General features: G+C 71.3%; 10 protein-coding genes. 3 read left to right on the top strand and 7 right to left on the bottom strand.

The genetic code is table 11. The features are described 5' to 3' along the window. From ACGFSA_RS17855 to ACGFSA_RS17830, 6 genes are read right to left on the bottom strand one after another with little or no spacing between them, the layout of a single operon-like run. Complete coding sequence (locus tag ACGFSA_RS17855; protein WP_393305192.1) at window positions 1-1200, bottom strand: CaiB/BaiF CoA transferase family protein; 1200 nt, start codon at window positions 1198-1200, stop codon at window positions 1-3. Continuing rightward, window positions 1197-1616 carry a PfkB family carbohydrate kinase gene (locus ACGFSA_RS17850; RefSeq protein WP_393305190.1) on the bottom strand — a complete coding sequence of 140 codons (420 nt, stop codon included), beginning with the start codon at window positions 1614-1616 and terminating at the stop codon, window positions 1197-1199. The genes ACGFSA_RS17855 and ACGFSA_RS17850 overlap by 4 nt, the downstream gene beginning before the upstream one ends. Further along, a complete protein-coding gene (locus tag ACGFSA_RS17845; protein ID WP_393305188.1) occupies window positions 1613-2989 on the bottom strand; it encodes an ADP-ribosylglycohydrolase family protein in 1377 nt (458 codons plus the stop codon). The genes ACGFSA_RS17850 and ACGFSA_RS17845 overlap by 4 nt, the downstream gene beginning before the upstream one ends. Next, window positions 2986-4179 carry an ADP-ribosylglycohydrolase family protein gene (locus ACGFSA_RS17840; RefSeq protein ID WP_393305186.1) on the bottom strand — a complete coding sequence of 398 codons (1194 nt, stop codon included), beginning with the start codon at window positions 4177-4179 and terminating at the stop codon, window positions 2986-2988. Before ACGFSA_RS17840 ends, ACGFSA_RS17845 begins: the two co-directional genes overlap by 4 nt. After that, entirely contained in the window at window positions 4115-5380 is a 1266-nt protein-coding gene (locus tag ACGFSA_RS17835) for an ADP-ribosylglycohydrolase family protein (protein WP_393305184.1), read from the bottom strand. The genes ACGFSA_RS17840 and ACGFSA_RS17835 overlap by 65 nt, the downstream gene beginning before the upstream one ends. Then, complete coding sequence (locus ACGFSA_RS17830; RefSeq protein ID WP_393305316.1) at window positions 5377-6618, bottom strand: ADP-ribosylglycohydrolase family protein; 1242 nt, start codon at window positions 6616-6618, stop codon at window positions 5377-5379. The genes ACGFSA_RS17835 and ACGFSA_RS17830 overlap by 4 nt, the downstream gene beginning before the upstream one ends. 261 nt (window positions 6619-6879) lie before the next feature. On the opposite strand from ACGFSA_RS17830, the gene ACGFSA_RS17825 reads away from it, so the two are divergent. The 3 genes from ACGFSA_RS17825 to ACGFSA_RS17815 all read left to right on the top strand — a co-directional run bounded on the left by ACGFSA_RS17825 (window position 6880) and on the right by ACGFSA_RS17815 (window position 14498). Beyond that, a complete protein-coding gene (locus ACGFSA_RS17825) occupies window positions 6880-7614 on the top strand; it encodes a VIT1/CCC1 transporter family protein (protein WP_393305182.1) in 735 nt (244 codons plus the stop codon). Window positions 7615-8434: 820 nt separating this feature from the next. After that, the gene (gene gltB / locus ACGFSA_RS17820; RefSeq protein ID WP_393305180.1) at window positions 8435-13045 is read left to right on the top strand and encodes a glutamate synthase large subunit; all 4611 of its coding nucleotides are present in this window, start codon (window positions 8435-8437) and stop codon (window positions 13043-13045) included. Then, window positions 13038-14498, top strand: a complete 1461-nt coding sequence (locus ACGFSA_RS17815; RefSeq protein WP_393305178.1) for a glutamate synthase subunit beta — start codon at window positions 13038-13040, stop codon at window positions 14496-14498. The genes gltB and ACGFSA_RS17815 overlap by 8 nt, the downstream gene beginning before the upstream one ends. Window positions 14499-14652: 154 nt before the next feature. Here the strand turns inward: ACGFSA_RS17815 and ACGFSA_RS17810 are convergent, their stop codons facing one another. Next, window positions 14653-15588, bottom strand: coding sequence for a rhomboid family intramembrane serine protease (locus ACGFSA_RS17810; RefSeq protein ID WP_393305176.1), 936 nt, complete (start codon window positions 15586-15588; stop codon window positions 14653-14655). Window positions 15589-15820 lie beyond the last annotated feature (232 nt).

Raw genomic sequence — 15820 nt, 5'->3', positions numbered from 1 at the left:
TCACAGCACGCTCCCCGCTCGCAGTGCGGCGATCTCCGGATCGGTCAGACCGAGCCCGGCGAGGATCTCGTCGGTGTCCGCGCCGTGCGGCCGGCCCGCCCAGCGGATCGCCCCCGGGGTCCCGGACAGCCGGAAGAGGACGTTCTGCATGCGCAGCGGGCCCAGCTCCGGGTCGGGGACCTCGGTGATGGAGTCCAGGGCCCGGTACTGCGGGTCATCCATCACGTCCCGGATGCCATGGATCGGCGCGATGGCTGCCTCCGCCTTCTCGAACGCGGAGATCGCGTCGTCGCGGGTGTGCCGGGCGATCCAGTTGCCGACCGCCTCGTCGAGTTCGTCGGAGTGGTCGGCGCGGGTGGCGCCGGACGCGAACCACGGCTCGTCGATCAGTTCCGCGCGGCCGACCAGATGCATCACCCGTTCGGCGATCGACTGGGCGGACGTGGACACGGCGACCCACAGACCGTCGGACGTGCGGTACGTATTGCGTGGGGCGTTGTTGCGCGAGCGGTTACCGGTGCGTTCCTGGACGTATCCGAGCTGGTCGTACCAGATCGGCTGCGGGCCGAGCACGGTCAGGATCGGCTCGATGATCGCCATGTCGACGACCTGCCCCTCCCCGGTGCGGTCCCGCCCGGCCAGCGCCGCCATCACGGCGTACGCGGTGGCGAGTGCCGCGATCGAGTCGGCGAGCCCGAAGGGCGGCAGGGTCGGCGGCCCGTCCGGCTCCCCGGTGATCGCGGCGAACCCGCTCATGGCCTCGGCGAGAGTGCCGAAGCCGGCGCGGTGCGCGTACGGGCCGAACTGGCCGAAGCCGGTGACCCGGGTGAGCACCAGCCGCGGGTTGACGGCGTGCAGTTCCTCCCAGCCGACGCCCCACCGTTCCAGCGTCCCCGGCCGGAAGTTCTCGATGATCACATCGGTGGACGCGGCCAGCCGCAGCAGGACGTCGCGCCCGCCGGGGGCGGAGAGGTCGAGGGTCAGATTGCGTTTGTTGCGGCCGAGCAGCTTCCACCACAGGCCGATGCCGTCCTTCGCCGGGCCGTGCCCGCGCGACGGATCGGGTCTGCGCGGATGCTCGACCTTGATCACCTCGGCGCCGAAGTCACCGAGCATGGTGGCCGCGAGGGGGCCTGCGAAGAGCGTGGCGAGGTCGAGGACCCGCAGACCGGTGAGGGGCGCTTCCCCGGGCGCGGTCATGCGGCGTCGATCTCGCTGCGGTACGGCATGGAGGTCGAGGCACCCGGCTTCTGCACACGGAGCGCGGCGGCGGACGACGCCCAGGCCAGTGCCTCCGGCGCGGAACGCCCCTCGCCGAGCGCCACGGCGAGCATGCCGACGAAGGTGTCCCCGGCGCCGGTGGTGTCCACGGTGGTGTCCACGCCCGCGTGCTCCAGTCCGGACCGCAGCTGCGCCCCGTACGCGTCGTCACCGACCGTGCCGATCATCATCAGGTCGCCGCCCGCGCGGGCGGCGGCGACGGCCTGGTTCGCGCCCTTGCCGCCGGGGACGGTGCGGAACTCCCGTCCGGTGACGGTTTCTCCGCGCTGCGGAGCCCGTGCGACGTAGGCGACAAGGTCCATATGGGTACTGCCGAGCACCGCGATGCCGGTCATGGGCGGCGTGCCTCCTCGTGGATGAGCCGGTGGGTCATTTCGGCGAGTGCGTCGAAGCCGATGGAGTCGAATCCGGGAACGGATGTGGTGAGCCGGTTCCCCAGCGGGGTGGTCCATCGGTCGGGCAGTGCCCCGGGCCGGCCGGCCAGCAGACCGGTCAGTGAGCCGGCGGTCGCACCGTTCGAGTCGGTGTCCCAACCACCTTCCACCGCACGGCAGATGGAGTCGGAGAAGTCGCCGTCGGCGTGGGTGAGGGCGGCGGCGAGCAGCGCGGCGTTGGGCAGTACATGGACCCAGTGGTACGCGCCGAACTCGGCGTGCAGCCGGTCGACGACCTCGTCGAAGTCCGCCTCACCGCGGGCCGCGTCGATCCCGGTGCGGACCGCGTGCGCAAACCGCGAGCGGGGCGGCACGACGCGCAGACCGGCCGCCAGACAGCCGTGCACATCCGCGTCGCCACCGGCCGCCTCGGCGAGCGCCGCGGCGGTGAACATCGCCCCGTACACACCGTTGCCGGTGTGTGTGAGGACCGCGTCCCGGTGTGCCTGCTCGGCGGCGGCCGCCGGGTCGCCGGGGTGGGTCCAGCCGTGCACGTCGGCGCGGATCTGGGCGCCGATCCACTCCCGGAACGGGTTGCGGTGCCGGGCGGTGTCCGGCGGTTCGATGCCGTCGAGCAGATTGCGGTACGCGACCCGTTCGGCGGTGAACGTACGGCCCGCGGGGAGTTCGTCGAGCCAGAGCCGGGCGAGATCGGCGGTACCGAAGGAAGGCCCGTGCCGCTGGATCAACAGCAGGGTCAGGAGCGGGTGGTTGAGGTCGTCGTCCTCCGGCATCCCGTCGATGTTCTCGGCGAGCGAGGTGGGTGCGGAGCGACGGTTCCAGGGGTGGGCGGCTGCCAGTCCGGCGGGCAGGCCCTTCGCGGTGAACCAGGCGGCGAGCGGCCAGTTCCCGGTGGCCCGGGCCAGCGCACGGATCCCCGCGAGGGGCAGCTTCTCGACGGGTTTGCCGAGCAGGCAGCCGGCCGCACGCCCCAGCCACGCCGCCTCCAGCGGGGCCGTACCGGCCGGTGGAGGCGGCGTGCGGGGCTCCGGCCAGTACGGGCAGGCCGCTCGGATCGCGGCGAGATCCGTCGGCTCGTCGACATGCAGCGGCGAGGTGAGCCCGGCGAGTTCGTCGAGCAGACGCTCGGCGAGCGCGCGCAGGGCGGGTGGCGCGGGGGATTTCGATGCGCCCGCGCGCTCCGGGGCGGGTGCGCCGCCCGCCGCGTACCACCGGCGCTCGATGTGCCGCGCGTCCCGGCCGTCCTCGGCCGCCTGGCGCAGTTCGTGCCCGATCAGGTCCTCGGGCTGCACCCAGGTGACCCGCACGGTCATGGTGTGCCTGCCAGTGTCGCGAACGCCGCCTCGTGCGCACGCCGCCGGGCGGTGTCCCGCACGAACACCTCGCGGGCGACATCCGTCAGCGTCCGCGCCGGTGCGTGCAGATCGAGGCGGCTGGCCTCCGCCACCGTTTTCACCCAGGTGGCGGGGATTGCCGCTTCGCCGTGCAGCGCGCCCGCGAGCGCGCCGCTCATCGTGGCGATCGAGTCGCAGTCGCGGCCGTAGTTCACCGATCCGAGCACCGCGTGCCGGTAGTCGCCGTCCGCGACGAGCAGCATCCCGAGGGCGATCGGGAGCTCCTCGACGGCGTGCAGCCGGGACGGTCGGCGGGCGCCGAGGGACGGGGAGCGGTAGTCGGGTCCGACGGTGTCGAAGGGGGCCACCGCGGCACGCAGCGGTGCCAGCGCCGTCTCGAAGTCCTGGTGCTGGACGGCCACTTCGCACACGGCCTCGATGGCGGCCCGGGTCCCGTCCTTGGCGAGCGACAGACAGGTGTCGACGACGGTGGCGGGCGTCGCGTCCGGGGCGCAGGCGGCGGCGACGGCCGCCGCGAAGACCCCGGCCGCCTCCCTCCCGTACGACGACTGATGGGCGCCCGTGAGGTCCAGCGCCTCGGCGTACGCGGCCCGCGGATGCGCGGCGTTGACCAGGCCCACCGGCGCCATGTACATCGCCGCACCACAGTTCACGATGTTTCCGGAGCCCGCCTCGCGCGGATCGACATGGCCGTAGTGGAGCCGGGCGACGATCCACTTCTCGGCGAGGAAGACCCGTTGCAGTGGCAGCGCCTCGGCCTGCAGCTCCGGAATCCAGCGGGGGTTCGCGATCAGCTCCGGTACGAGGTGGTCGGCCACGGAGTACGCGTCGAGATGGTCCCGTACGGCGCCGTACACCCGTACCAGCGCATGGGTCATCAAGGTGTCGTCGGTGACGTGCCCGTCGCCCTTGCAGTACGGGGCGATGGGGCGGGCGGTGCGCCAGTCGTCGCCGTCCCACGGGCCGACGATGCCGGTGACCCGGCCGCCGTGGCGTTCGACGATCTGCTCGGCGGACCGGCCCTCGACCGGGCCGCCGAGCGCGTCGCCGACGGCGGCGCCGACGAGGGCGCCGCCGATCCGTTCATCGAGGGCGAGCGCGGTGGGCTGTTTGTTTCCTGTGGGCGACATGAGCTTCATGGGCGTCATGCCCGAATTGTCCACCTGGAGGGGCTGGTTCCGTGTCTGTCAGCAGCCCGGCGAGTTCGATGAGATCCGTGCCCGCGAGTCGGGGCAGCGCACACCCGGCGAGCGTGCGGCAGGCCTCGCGCCAGCCGTCCGGGACGGCGGCGATACCGCCGAGCGCGCCGGTCAGCGCACCGGCCAGGGCGGGCGCCGAGTCCGCGACCCGCGACAGACAGGCCGCCGCCGGAATAGCCTGGGCGATCTCGCCCCGGGCGGCGGTGGCGAGGGCGAGCGCGACCGGCACGGTCTCGGCGGCGGCGATCCCGTAGCTGTACACATGATCGACGATCTGATGCTCCAGCACCGGTACGAGCGCGAAGGCGCCCGCCGCCTCGCCGACGAAGTCCCGGGCGATCCGGACGGCGTGGGCGGCATTGCGGGCGATCTCGGTGCCGTCGGGGAGCTGGGCGAGTGCGGCGTTCACCACGGCGTCGACATCGGCCCCGCCCAGCGCCTCGGCGATCGCGGCAGCCATCGCACGGGCACCGTGCACACCGTCGCCGTCCTGGGTGTACCGGGCATCGAACTCGGCGAGTTCGGCGGCGGGTCCGGGCTCGCCGGGGTGGACGACCGCCAGCACGGCGGCCCGGACACAGGCCGCGTCGTCGAAATAGTGCGGGTTGTCGTGGCCGGTGGCGGGCGGCCGCAGCCCGGCGGCGAGATTGCCGAGCCCGGCCCGGACCGAGATCCGGGCGCGCAGGGGGAGGACCGCCGACTCGACCTCCGGCGCCTGCGCGGCAGCTGCGGCGACCTCGGCGGCCAGTGCGTTCCAGGAGAGGTCGATGGCGGCCTGCATCCGGCGCTCGGGGGAGAGGTGGTGCAGCGACCCCGCCTCCGAGGCGAGCACGGTCCCGGCGGCGAACGCGGCCCATTCGGCATCGTCCGACGGCCCGAGCCGCAGCGGCTCGGGCGGCTGGTTGAGGGCGATCGGCACGGGCAGGGTGGTGGTGGCGTTCTGCTCGGCGAAGGTGTCGAGCTCCCGGGTGAGGCGCCGGGTCCACTCCGGCATCCGGGCCGCCCGGTGGCGCGCGGCGGGCCACCCCGCGGCATCCCCCGAGGCGAGCCCGAGGAGCAGTCCCTCGATCCGGGCGCGGCGCCCGGGCAGGGGCCGGGCAGGGAGGGGGGCGGGGTCGCCGGTGCGGCGAGTGTCGCGTGCAGTGGTCATGACACCACCACCGCCGGTTCGCCTGTGCCGCCGACTGCCCCGGCCACCGGTTCCGTGCCGCCGACTGCCCAGCCCGCCTTGCCGGTCCCGCCCATCGGGTCCGCCTCGTCCGGCGTGAGCAGCTCCGCGATGTCCAGGACGTGGTAGCCCCGCATCGACGGCAGACAGCTGCCCCGGACCGGTCCGATCGCCTCGCCCCAGATCCGCGGGATCGCGGACACCCCGTGCAGTGCCCCGGCCAGCGCTCCCGCCACGGCCGCCGTCGTGTCCGCGTCGCGGCCCATGTTGACCGCGGTCAGCACCGCCGTACGGAAATCGCCGCGCGCCGCCGCGAACGCGCCGAACGCCAGGCCGACCGCCTCCGGAGCCAGATCCGTCCATGGATATCCGCCGACCACCACCGCGGAGCGCACGGCCCGCTCCGTGGTGAGGCGGTCGGGATACGCGCGCTGGGCGGCCGCCACCGCGCGGCGCAGCGAGCGCGCCGTCCAGGAGTCCATCGGTACGACGGACAGCGCGGCCGCGATCACGGACGCGACCCCCGCACCGACCATCGCGGCGGCCACTCCGGCCGCCACCGCCTGGCCGCCGTAGATGCCCTCGCCGTCGTGGCTGACCCGACCGTCGACCGCGACCAGGCGCGCGGCCTCCGCGGGCCGGCCCGCCGCGAACACACCGAACGGCGCCGCCCGCATCGCGAGTCCGTCGCTCCAGGCGTGCCGGTGCTGGGCGGAGATCGGGGCGGCGAGACCCCGGCGCAGGTTCTCCAGCGTGCCGCGCTCGCTGAACCCGGCGCCGCGGAACGGCCCCTCGTCCAGGTCGGCGATCCACAGGTGCCAGGCCCGCTCGACATGGGTGACGGTCAGCGCCGAACCGTGCCGGGCGAGCAGCAGCCCGGAGAAGATCGCGTACTCCGTGTCATCGGTGCCTGCCGGGTCGTCGCTGACGAAGCCCTCGATCCGGCCCCAGCGGCGGCGGATCTCGGACGGCCGCAGGTTCTCCGCCGGTGCACCCAGGGCGTCACCCACGGCGAGTCCCAGGAGCGCGCCGCGGGCCCGGTCGGCCCGGTCGAGGCGCTCGGCATCGTCCGCGTGGTCCGCATGGGCTGATCGGCCCGTGCCGGGTGTGTCCGCGTCGTACGGTGCGGCCTCCGCCGCACCGCCTGCGCCCGCACCTGTTCCGCCCGCGCTCGTACGGCCCGTCCGCCGCTCCGCCGGATTACCCGCAATCGACTCCATCGCGTCGACCCTTCGCTCGTACCGAGCCAGTTCTCGTACCTGTCCGATCTGTGCCACACGGAGACCCGACAAAGGCCGATAAGCGTGACAAAAGGGCCAGTCGGATGACGGGATCCCTCTCCTGAGGCAGGCCGTACTTACCTGGTCAGAGGGCAGGTAAGTACGGCCTGGCTTGCTGGCGGGGGGCTCTTTTCGTGCGTACTTTCGATGGTGTTGAGGGGGCGGGGCGAGTGAATCCCGCTGCCGGAGAAGGGGAGAGCTGTGTCCATCATCGAGACCGACGCCGTCCTGCACGAGGCGCACCGTGACAACCACACCCACCGTGATGTGAACGGCGGCTGGCTGCGCCCGGCGGTCTTCGGCGCGATGGACGGGCTCGTCTCCAACCTCGCGCTGATGACCGGCGTCGCGGGCGGCTCGGTGTCCCAGCAGACGCTCGTGATCACCGGTCTGGCGGGCCTGGCCGCCGGCGCGTTCTCCATGGCGGCCGGCGAGTACACCTCCGTCGCTTCGCAACGAGAGCTCGTCGAGGCCGAACTCGATGTCGAGCGCCGCGAATTGCGCAAGCATCCGGTGGACGAGATGGAAGAGCTCGCCGCGCTGTACGAGTCCCGCGGCGTCGAGCCCGGACTCGCCCGCGAGGTCGCCCGGCAGCTGTCCCGCGATCCGGAGCAGGCCCTGGAAATACACGCCCGCGAGGAACTCGGCATCGACCCGAGCGATCTGCCGTCGCCGCTCGTCGCCGCTGTGTCGTCGTTCGGTGCGTTCGCACTGGGTGCGCTGCTGCCCGTACTGCCGTATCTGCTCGGAGCGCACACCCTGTGGCCCGCGGTGCTGCTGGCGCTCATCGGGCTCTTCGGCTGCGGCGCGGTGGTGGCCAGGGTGACGGCGCGCAGCTGGTGGTTCAGCGGGCTACGGCAGCTGGTGCTCGGTGGTGCGGCTGCGGCGGTCACGTACGGGCTGGGCATGGTGTTCGGCGTGGCCGTCGGGCACTAGTGCCCCTCCCGGCAAGCTTTGCCCCGTCGCGCCGCCCAGCACGCCCGCTCGCCGCGTTGGCCAAAAGCCCTGGTAGCTCCTTCCCCAAGCTCTCAACTCCTTTCGAGCAGGGGGAGACCCCATCCAAGGACGCCCCTCCGCCTTGCGATGCGCCGCATCCGGCGCCGCGCGCCGATCCGTCAGGGATTGCGGGACAACCCTTGAGGTCGCTCGTTCGGATCAGGCCGGGCTCGCGGGGTGCGGCACACACATATGCGGCACTGCCGTCGGTCTTCCCCGAACTCTCGGCTTCGCTCGAGCAGGGGAGACCCATTCGCTCCGCATGGGAGCGTGACCGGGCCTGCGGTCGTCGTTTTGTTCGCAATATGCCCTCGCAAGCCGGACGGACTCGGTTGTGGCGCCTGTCCGGCATTGCGCGTGGACGGTCCGGGGTGTGCGCGGGGTCATGCCCGTGACCTGGGCGCCATCCGTGTGACGTACGTCTTGGCCGGCGTCTCTGGGCGGAACCCCTCCGCGGACGTAAAATGAGTCCCTATACAGGGCTCCACATAAGTAGCCGTTACTCGGCGGTTTCGATTCCTTTTCCGCCGGGCATGAGCCGTAGACACCGCAGGCAACGACGCCTGCTCTCTGCGGTCCCCCGGGCGCCGATCCTCCGACTGCGACCCAAACCCCCGCCGCTCCGCGAGCGGCGTCCGCATGTTGGAACGGACTTTCCGCCTCTTGAGAAGCGCCCCATTATGTAACCTGCATGAAATTTCGCAGAGGGCCAACGTCGTCCCTCGGCACTGCATATGCCACGACGACGACGGGAGAGCCGATGCGTTCCGACGCCTGGTCGCCCATGGACGGTCGCCCCGCCCAGCAGGGGATGTACGACCCCCGTAATGAGCACGACGCCTGTGGCGTCGGGTTCGTGGCCACTCTGACCGGTGTGGCCAGCCATGAGCTGGTCGAGCAGGCGCTTACCGTACTGCGCAACCTCGAACACCGCGGCGCCACCGGATCCGAGCCCGACTCGGGTGACGGCGCCGGAATCCTGCTCCAGGTGCCCGACACCTTCCTCCGCGAAGAGGTCCCCTTCGACCTCCCGGAGGCCGGTGCCTACGCCGTCGGCATCGCCTTCCTGCCCGCGGACGACTCCACCGAGGCCGTCCAGAAGCTGGAGAAGATCGCCGCAGAGGAGGGCCTCAAGGTCCTCGGCTGGCGCGAGGTTCCGGTCACCCCCGATTTCCTCGGCAACGGCGCCCGCGCCACCATGCCCGAGTTCCGGCAGCTCTTCGTTGCCGACGGTACGAGCGCCGGCATCGCGCTCGACCGCAAGGCCTTCGTGCTGCGCAAGCGCGCCGAGCGTGAGGCCGGGGTGTACTTCCCCTCGCTCTCCGCCCGCACGATCGTCTACAAGGGCATGCTCACCACCGGGCAGCTGGAGCCGTTCTTCCCGGACCTCTCCGACCGCCGCTTCGCCACCATGGTCGCGCTGGTCCACTCGCGTTTCTCCACGAACACCTTCCCGAGCTGGCCGCTCGCCCACCCGTACCGCTTCGTCGCGCACAACGGCGAGATCAACACGGTCAAGGGCAACCGCAACTGGATGAAGGCCCGCGAGTCCCAGCTGGCGTCGAGCGCGTTCGGCTCTGCCGGCCATGGGCACAGCGGCAGCGAGCAGCTCGACCGGATCTTCCCCGTCTGCACCCCGGACGCCTCCGACTCCGCCTCCTTCGACGAGGTCCTGGAGCTGCTCCACCTCGGCGGCCGCTCGCTGCCGCACTCGGTGCTGATGATGGTCCCCGAGGCGTGGGAGAACCACGACTCCATGGACCCGGCCCGCCGCGCCTTCTACCAGTACCACTCCACGATGATGGAGCCCTGGGACGGCCCGGCCTGCGTCACCTTCACCGACGGCACCCAGGTCGGCGCGGTCCTCGACCGCAATGGTCTGCGCCCGGGCCGGTACTGGGTCACCGACGACGGCCTCGTCGTCCTCTCCTCCGAGGTCGGGGTCCTGGACATCGACCCCGCGAAGGTGGTCCGGAAGGGCCGCCTGCAGCCCGGCAAGATGTTCCTCGTCGACACCGCCGAGGGCCGCATCATCGAGGACGACGAGATCAAGGCGGGCCTCGCCGCCGAGCAGCCGTACCAGGAGTGGCTGGAGGCCGGCGAGATCGAGCTCGAGGATCTTCCCGGGCGCGAGCACATCGTGCACACGCACGCCTCCGTCACCCGCCGCCAGCAGACCTTCGGCTACACCGAGGAAGAGCTCCGCGTCATCCTCGCGCCGATGGCCCGCACCGCCGGCGAGCCGCTCGGCTCCATGGGTACGGACTCGCCGATCGCCGCCCTGTCCGAGCGCCCCCGCCTGCTCTTCGACTACTTCACCCAGCTGTTCGCGCAGGTCACCAACCCGCCGCTGGACGCCATCCGCGAGGAGCTCGTCACCTCGCTGCGCTCCACGCTCGGCCCGCAGGGCAACCTGCTGGAGCCGACCGCCGCGTCGTGCCGCAGCGTCGCGCTGCCGTTCCCGGTGATCGACAACGACGAGCTGGCCAAGCTGATACACATCAATGCCGACGGCGACATGCCGGGCATGAAGGCCGCCACGCTCTCCGGTCTCTACCGGGTCAGCGGCAGCGGTGAGGCGCTCGCCGCCCGGATCGAGCAGATCTGTACCGAGGTCGACGCCGCCATGGAGAACGGCGCCCGCCTGATCGTCCTGTCCGACCGGCACTCCGACGCCGAGCACGCGCCGATCCCGTCGCTGCTGCTCACCTCGGCCGTCCACCACCACCTCATCCGTACCAAGCAGCGCACCCAGGTGGGTCTGCTGGTCGAGGCCGGGGACGTCCGCGAGGTCCACCACGTCGCGCTGCTGATCGGTTACGGCGCCGCCGCGGTCAACCCGTACCTGGCGATGGAGTCCGTCGAGGACCTGGTCCGGGCCGGCACGTTCATCGAGGGCATCGAGCCCGAGAAGGCCATCCGGAACCTGATCCACGCGCTCGGCAAGGGCGTCCTGAAGGTCATGTCCAAGATGGGCATCTCCACCGTCGCCTCCTACCGTGGCGCCCAGGTCTTCGAGGCCGTCGGCCTGGACGAGGCCTTCGTCGCGAAGTACTTCAACGGCACCGCCACCAAGATCGGCGGCGCCGGACTCGACGTCGTCGCCCAGGAGGTCGCCGCCCGGCACGCCAAGGCGTACCCCGCCTCCGGCATCTCCGCCTCGCACCGCGCGCTGGAGATCGGCGGTGAGTACCAGTGGCGCCGCGAGGGTGAGCCGCACCTCTTCGACCCGGAGACGGTCTTCCGCCTCCAGCACGCCACGCGCAACAAGCGGTACGACATCTTCAAGAAGTACACGGACCGGGTGAACGAGCAGTCCGAGCGCCTCATGACGCTCCGTGGTCTGTTCGCCCTAAAGACAAATGAGAACGGCAAGAGCGACCGCGAGGCGATCTCCATCGACGAGGTCGAGTCCGTCTCCGACATCGTCAAGCGGTTCTCGACCGGAGCCATGTCGTACGGCTCGATCTCCCGCGAGGCGCACGAGACCCTCGCCATCGCCATGAACCAGCTGGGCGGCAAGTCCAACACCGGTGAGGGCGGCGAGGACGCCGACCGGCTGTACGACCCGGCGCGCCGCTCGTCCATCAAGCAGGTCGCCTCCGGCCGGTTCGGTGTGACCAGCGAGTACCTGGTCAACGCGGACGACATCCAGATCAAGATGGCGCAGGGTGCCAAGCCCGGCGAGGGCGGTCAGCTGCCCGGCCACAAGGTCTACCCGTGGGTCGCCAGGACCCGGCACTCCACCCCGGGTGTCGGTCTGATCTCCCCGCCGCCGCACCACGACATCTACTCCATCGAGGACCTCGCTCAGCTGATCCACGACCTCAAGAACGCCAACCCGGCGGCCCGCATCCACGTGAAGCTGGTCTCCGAGGTCGGCGTCGGCACGGTCGCCGCGGGTGTCTCCAAGGCGCACGCGGACGTCGTCCTGATCTCCGGCCACGACGGCGGAACGGGCGCCTCCCCGCTCACCTCGCTGAAGCACGCGGGCGGCCCCTGGGAGCTCGGCCTCGCCGAGACGCAGCAGACCCTGCTGCTCAACGGCCTGCGCGACCGCATCGTCGTGCAGACCGACGGCCAGCTGAAGACCGGCCGCGACGTCATCATCGCCGCGCTGCTGGGCGCCGAGGAGTTCGGTTTCGCGACCGCGCCGCTCGTCGTCTCCGGCTGCGTCATGATGCGCGTCTGCCACCTCGACACCTGCCCGGTCGGCATCGCCACCCAGAACCCGGTCCTGCGGAGTCGGTTCTCCGGCAAGGCCGAGTACGTCGTCAACTTCTTCGAGTTCATCGCCCAGGAAGTCCGCGAGCTCCTCGCCGAGCTCGGCTTCCGTACGATCGAAGAGGCCGTCGGCCACGCCGAGCTGCTGGACACCGACCGTGCGATCACGCACTGGAAGGCGCAGGGCCTCGACCTCGAGCCCCTGTTCTACGTCCCGGAGCTGCCCGAGGGTGCGGTCCGCCACCAGCTGATCGAGCAGGACCACGGTCTCGACAAGGCCCTCGACAACGAGCTGATCAAGCTCGCCGCCGACGCCCTGAACGCGGACAGTGCCGAGGCCGCCCAGCCGGTCCGGGCCCAGATCGCGATCCGGAACATCAACCGGACCGTCGGTACGATGCTCGGCCACGAGGTGACGAAGAAGTTCGGCGGCGCGGGTCTGCCGCGGGACACCATCGACATCACCTTCACCGGCTCCGCCGGCCAGTCGTTCGGCGCGTTCGTGCCGAGCGGTGTGACGCTGCGGCTGGAGGGCGACGCCAACGACTACGTGGGCAAGGGCCTCTCCGGCGGCCGCGTCATCGTCCGCCCGGACCGCGGCGCCGAGCATCTCGCCGAGTACTCCACCATCGCGGGCAACACCATCGCCTACGGCGCGACCGGCGGCGAGCTGTTCCTGCGCGGCCGCACCGGTGAGCGGTTCTGCGTCCGCAACTCCGGCGCGACGGTCGTCTCCGAAGGCGTGGGCGACCACGGCTGCGAGTACATGACCGGCGGTCACGCCGTCGTCCTCGGCGAGACCGGACGCAACTTCGCGGCCGGTATGTCGGGTGGTGTCGCGTACGTCATCGACCTGGACCGCGACAACGTCAACGTCGGCAACCTCGGCGCGATCGAGGCGCTCTCCGACAGCGACAAGCAGTGGCTGCACGACGTCGTGCGCCGCCACCAGGAGGAGACCGGGTCCACGGTCGCCGAGAAGCTGCTTGCCGAGTGGGACAGCGCCGACGGCGGTGTCTCCCGCTTCAGCAAGATCATCCCGTCCACCTACAAGGCAGTGCTCGCCGCCAAGGAAGCCGCTGAGCTCGCCGGTCTCTCCGAGCAGGAGACCACCGAGAAGATGATGGAGGCGGCGACCAATGGCTGACCCCAAGGGCTTCCTGACCACCGGGCGCGAGGTCGCCAGGACCCGCCCCGCAGGCGAGCGCGTCAAGGACTGGAACGAGGTCTACGTTCCGGGCTCGCTGCTCCCGATCATCAGCAAGCAGGCCGGCCGCTGCATGGACTGCGGTATCCCGTTCTGCCACAACGGCTGCCCGCTGGGGAACCTCATTCCCGAGTGGAACGACTACGCCTACCGCGAGGACTGGACGGCCGCGTCCGAGCGCCTGCACGCCACGAACAACTTCCCGGAGTTCACCGGGCGGCTGTGCCCGGCTCCCTGTGAGTCGGCGTGCGTGCTCGGCATCAACCAGCCGGCCGTCACCATCAAGAACGTCGAAGTCTCGATCATCGACAAGGCATGGGACAGCGGCGACGTCACCCCGCAGCCGCCCGAGCGTCTTTCCGGCAAGACGGTCGCGGTCGTCGGCTCGGGTCCGGCGGGTCTCGCCGCCGCCCAGCAGCTGACCCGGGCCGGCCACACGGTCGCCGTCTACGAGCGCGCGGACCGCATCGGAGGCCTTCTCCGGTACGGCATCCCCGAGTTCAAGATGGAGAAGTCGCACATCAACCGCCGCATCGAGCAGATGCGCGCGGAAGGCACCAAGTTCCGTACGGAGGTGGAGATCGGCAAGGACATCGACGCAGCCAAGCTCCGCCGCCGCTACGACGCGGTCGTCATCGCCGCCGGCGCCACCGTCTCCCGCGACCTGCCCGTCCCGGGCCGCGAGCTGAACGGCGTGCACTTCGCGATGGAGTACCTGCCGCTCGCCAACAAGGTGCAGGAGGGCGACCTGACGGTCTCCCCGATCAGCGCCGAGGGCAAGCACGTCGTCGTCATCGGCGGCGGCGACACCGGCGCCGACTGCGTCGGCACCGCCCACCGGCAGGGCGCGGCCTCCGTCACCCAGCTGGAGATCATGCCGAAGCCGGGCGAGGAGCGGCACGCCAACCAACCCTGGCCGACCTTCCCGATGCTGTACAAGGTCACCTCGGCGCACGAGGAGGGCGGCGAGCGGGTCTACTCCGTCTCCACCACCCACTTCGAGGGCGACGAGGACGGCAACGTCCTGGCGCTGCACCTCGTCGAGGTGGAGTTCAAGGACGGTAAGCTGGAGCAGAAGCCCGGCACCGAGCGGCGGATCCCCGCGCAGCTGGTCACCCTGGCCATGGGCTTCACCGGCACCGACCAGGCCAACGGTCTGGTCCAGCAGTTCGGCTTGGAGCTCGACGGACGCGGCAACGTCGCGCGCGACGGCGACTACGCCACCAATGTCGACGGTGTGTTCGTCGCCGGTGACGCGGGCCGCGGCCAGTCCCTCATCGTGTGGGCCATCGCCGAGGGCCGCTCCGCGGCGCGTGGCGTGGACCGCTTCCTGACCGGGGCCAGCGCACTGCCGGCCCCGATCCGCCCGACAGACCGTTCCCTGATGGTCTGAGCACCACCAGCAGTACGCATCACCACAACAGACGTCCCGTACAAAGGCGTACGGAACTGAACGCGGCGCCTGCCCGTCCCCGACCGGACGATTCGGCAGGCGCCGTGGCGCGTCCGGGCCTGGTCCGCCGGCCAGGACGGGGCAGGTGGAACGCTCACGCCACGGCGCCGCCGGTCAGCTGCGAGGTCTTCAGAACGACCAGGGCGACCAGTACCACGAAGACCACCCCGCACGCGGCGATCTGCACGGCGGTACGGTGCTTCGCCGGGGCGTACGCGAGCGCGGCCATGACGATGCCGCCCGTCAGCAGCCCGCCCAGGTGTCCCTGCCACGAGGTGAACCCCGCGGAGATCACCATCCAGATCAGGAATCCGGCCAGGAACCGGTTGACCGCCTGCATGTCCCGGCCGAGGCGCCGGTTGATGACGTAGAACGCCGCCGCCAGGCCGAAGATCGCCCCCGAGGCGCCCACCGTGAGGGCGTCCGGCGCGACCAGGTACACCAGCACCGAGCCGCCCAGCGCGGACAGCAGGTACAGCGCGAGATACCGGCCCCGGCCGAGCTGCTCCTCGACGACCCGGCCCAGGTTCCACAGCCCGTACATGTTGAAGAGGATGTGCAGCACCCCGAACGGCAGCGCGCCGAAGGACGCCTCGCCCGGCGGAAGATGAAGGAACGCCCCGGTCAGCAGTCGGTACCACTCGCCGTCCACCACCCCGACCGCGTGGAACCCGTGGAAGTCCCCGCTCTCGTACATGTACTGGCCGCCGTGGGGCCCGACCAGACCCGCGCCGAGCATCCCGAACCGGTCGACGATCCCGGGGCGCACCAACTCGCCCAGATACGCCACTATGTTCAGGCCCATCAGTACGTACGTCACCACGGGCACCGCCGTCCTCGGCACCGCACCGCCGAAGACCGTGCGCGCCTGCCGGATCGACCGCTGCCCCTCCTTCACGCACTCCACGCAGTGGTGGCCGACCGCGGCCTCACGCATGCAGTCCGGGCAGATGTAGCGGTCGCAGCGGGTGCAGCGCACATAGGTCTCGTACGACGGATGGCGGTAGCAGGTGGTGACAGCGGCCTCCATGGCCGGCTCCTTCACGGGGGGACATTGGCGGGCGGCCGGTGGGGATCGGCGGCGATCAACATAGCGAACGAGGGCCGCGCGGACGCGGCCGGGTGCGGGCACGGACCAGGGCGGGAACGGCCGGGGTCGTCCACTAGGCCGCAGCCGGTCCGCCACGGTGGCGTAACCTCGTAACTCCCTTCTCAGGAACGGAGCTCCGTATGGTCGGCATCAGTCTCCGCAAGGTCGAGGA

It is taken from the genome of Streptomyces sp. NPDC048496 (assembly GCF_043200055.1).
In the GTDB taxonomy this organism is placed as follows: domain Bacteria; phylum Actinomycetota; class Actinomycetes; order Streptomycetales; family Streptomycetaceae; genus Streptomyces.
Note: the sequence above shows the minus strand (reverse complement) of the source record. Positions and strands in the feature narration are given on the sequence as shown.